General features: G+C 37.1%; 5 protein-coding genes. All 5 read right to left on the bottom strand.

What is annotated here, in order from left to right; all coding sequences use genetic code 11:
- Positions 1 to 14 precede the first annotated feature (14 nt).
- Positions 15 to 434 (bottom strand): type II toxin-antitoxin system VapC family toxin, encoded by a 420-nt coding sequence (locus BLP55_RS16140; RefSeq protein WP_091147253.1) that lies wholly within the window; start codon positions 432 to 434, stop codon positions 15 to 17.
- Positions 431 to 685, bottom strand: coding sequence for a DUF6364 family protein (locus BLP55_RS16135; protein ID WP_091147250.1), 255 nt, complete (start codon positions 683 to 685; stop codon positions 431 to 433). The genes BLP55_RS16140 and BLP55_RS16135 overlap by 4 nt, the downstream gene beginning before the upstream one ends.
- A gap of 200 nt (positions 686 to 885) precedes the next feature.
- Positions 886 to 1,290, bottom strand: coding sequence for a hypothetical protein (locus BLP55_RS16885; protein ID WP_139149789.1), 405 nt, complete (start codon positions 1,288 to 1,290; stop codon positions 886 to 888).
- Positions 1,291 to 1,460: 170 nt separating this feature from the next.
- Positions 1,461 to 2,042 carry an NUMOD4 domain-containing protein gene (locus tag BLP55_RS16130; RefSeq protein ID WP_091147246.1) on the bottom strand — a complete coding sequence of 194 codons (582 nt, stop codon included), beginning with the start codon at positions 2,040 to 2,042 and terminating at the stop codon, positions 1,461 to 1,463.
- A 72-nt stretch (positions 2,043 to 2,114) separates the two neighbouring features.
- The coding region (locus BLP55_RS17210) for a hypothetical protein (RefSeq protein ID WP_211516846.1) at positions 2,115 to 2,300 on the bottom strand (186 nt) is incomplete at its 5' end.

Here is a 2,300-nt window from a genome sequence, read left to right as displayed (position 1 = left end):
GCGGTTAGGCGAAATTATGATTTGATACTATTCATAAATTCCTTTGGACTCATAATCGGAAGAATAGAATTTTTAAAATCTTTGGGATTTCTTGTTATTATAACTTCGCAGTTTGAATCGATAGCGTTAAAGTGATGCAAAGCGTCCTCGAAATCGGAGAAATTTGAATTTAAACTTTTCTCTACGATGCCTTCATCAATTGAGCAGATTTCACTAAATAATTTAAAGTTTCTGAGTTTCTCTTTTGCTATACGTGAGTTTTCGAATTTACTTAAAAAGTAATTTACGGTTGCGTAAGAAATAGGAGAGGAAACAAGAGCTATTTTCTTTTGATCTGCAAGCGAAGCTAACATCGCTGCATCTACGTAAAAATCTTCACGTTCACCTAAAAGATCAAGCATTATGTTCGTGTCAATATAAATTCGTTTTTTCATTTATATTTCTCGGCTAAATAATTTCCATATTCTTTTTTGTAATCCAAATCGGCAGGAATTTTAACGCCTGTTTGCATGCTTTTTATAAATGGCGAAATTTCAAAGCTATCATCATCATTTTTTTTATCTGAGGTAAGTGAACTCAAATAGCTTTCAATGAGGCGAGATAAGCTAAGCTTTTTGCCGGAAGCATATATTTTAGCTTTTTCTATTACTTCTTGGTCGAGTTTTAATGTGAGTTTCGCGTCCATAACAATGATTTTATACGTACAAATATATAAAATATTGTTGACATTAACGGTGGCGTCGAAAATAATTTTGCCTAACGTTAGGCCGCTTCACGCAGTTGCCGATCAAAGCGGAGCGGAGTTCATTCGGTGAAGATAAAACAATCTTCGTGAAAACCAAACGTTCAACTTACTGAAAACGCGGCAATTGCTTGAAACGGCGGTTACCTGCCGGTTCGTTTACAGCTTATTTTCTCCGTGGTTTGAAAAATTGAATCGTTGACTGTCGAGTAATAGATTTTACTCACATTGCATTCGCAATCTTCTTTTCTCATGTTCACATTAATAATTCTGGGACCAAGTGGTGGATAATTTCCTCGTCCAGATTCATTGATTTTGAATCCTCTATACATGAGTTTGCGAACAAGAATTAAGTTTTCTGGATTTTCGTCAGATAAAGAATAGTAAACAAAATTATATAAGTCAGGAAATTCTACAGATTGCCCATCCGAAGTTTCAATAACAACATCAATAATTTTGTCAACAGACGTTCTCTTGTCGTCAGTTTTCTTATTGCAGGAAAATGTAAAGAATAGGGCAGAGGATATTAATAAAATTTGGATCTTCATTTTACTCGTCTTTTTTGAACTGGCAGGTAACGTTAGGCCGCTTCACGACGTTGCCGATGAAAGCGGACTGAGTTTTCTCTGCCGAAGATAAACAATGTTCGTGAAAATCGAACATTCAACTTACCCAAATCTCGGCAATGTCGATGAAACGGCGGTTAGCCGTTCGGTTCTTAAACTTTGATATGGCTCCAATTTTCGCCACTTTTAATTCTACTGACTTGCATTTCGCTTATGCCAAATTGTTTAGCCAGAATTTTAATTCTTGTTTTTCTTTCGGGGTCATTCAGCAATTTCTTCAAATGTATAACTTTTGTGGAAGTGAGTTTTCTGCCGTCAGCTTTAATTCTGTATTCACGAACCTTTGCTCCAATGTTCATTACATTTGGATTTCTCCTTCGATGTTCTTTCGCTTCTTGCGCAGTTGCCCATTTTAGGTTTGCGACAATATCATTATCGCGGGAATAATCCAAGTGAATCACATGCACGCATTCTTCAGAAGGCTTTGGCAAAAAGAGTTCAGCGACAAGCTTGTAGACAAAAAGAGTTTTGCCAACGGTCTTTCCCTTTTTGTTTTTAATATTGAAACGTAACGTTTTGTAACCGCTGGCGTTGCCTCCATTTAGCAATTTGCCATCTTCGATAGTATTCTCAAAACTGATAATTCTTCCTCGGTTAGAGATTGCATAACGATTTTGCAATGAAAAATTTGTTTCGACTTCTCGAAATTCTTCTTTAGGATAAAATCTGATCATCTTGTTGTGGTATTTAAGATGGCCAAATTTAGCGAAAATTCCTCTAACCACAACGTCGCTCGGAACTGACGGCTAACGTTTCGCGCATTTGCGTGGTCGCGCCAGAGCGAACTGAGTTCTCTCTGCCGAAGATAAACAAAGTTCGTGAAACCAAAACGTTCCGGCTACCGAAAACCAGCGATCACGTAAATGCGCTGTTACAAGAACCTTGCGGCAAAGCCTTTGACAAAGATTGTTTTGAACGTTTTTTTGAAAGAC

The sequence above is a fragment of the Flavobacterium caeni genome (assembly GCF_900101895.1).
In the GTDB taxonomy this organism is placed as follows: Bacteria; Bacteroidota; Bacteroidia; order Flavobacteriales; family Flavobacteriaceae; genus Flavobacterium; species Flavobacterium caeni.
This window is presented reverse-complemented; position numbering and strand designations above follow the sequence as displayed.

Excerpts from the sequence above, each read along its gene's own strand:
- BLP55_RS16885 (WP_139149789.1), bottom strand. The coding sequence starts at position 1,290 with ATGAAGATCCAAATTTTATTAATATCCTCTGCCCTATTCTTTACATTT.
- BLP55_RS16140 (WP_091147253.1), bottom strand. The coding sequence starts at position 434 with ATGAAAAAACGAATTTATATTGACACGAACATAATGCTTGATCTTTTA.
- BLP55_RS16135 (WP_091147250.1), bottom strand. The coding sequence starts at position 685 with ATGGACGCGAAACTCACATTAAAACTCGACCAAGAAGTAATAGAAAAA.
- BLP55_RS16130 (WP_091147246.1), bottom strand. The coding sequence starts at position 2,042 with ATGATCAGATTTTATCCTAAAGAAGAATTTCGAGAAGTCGAAACAAAT.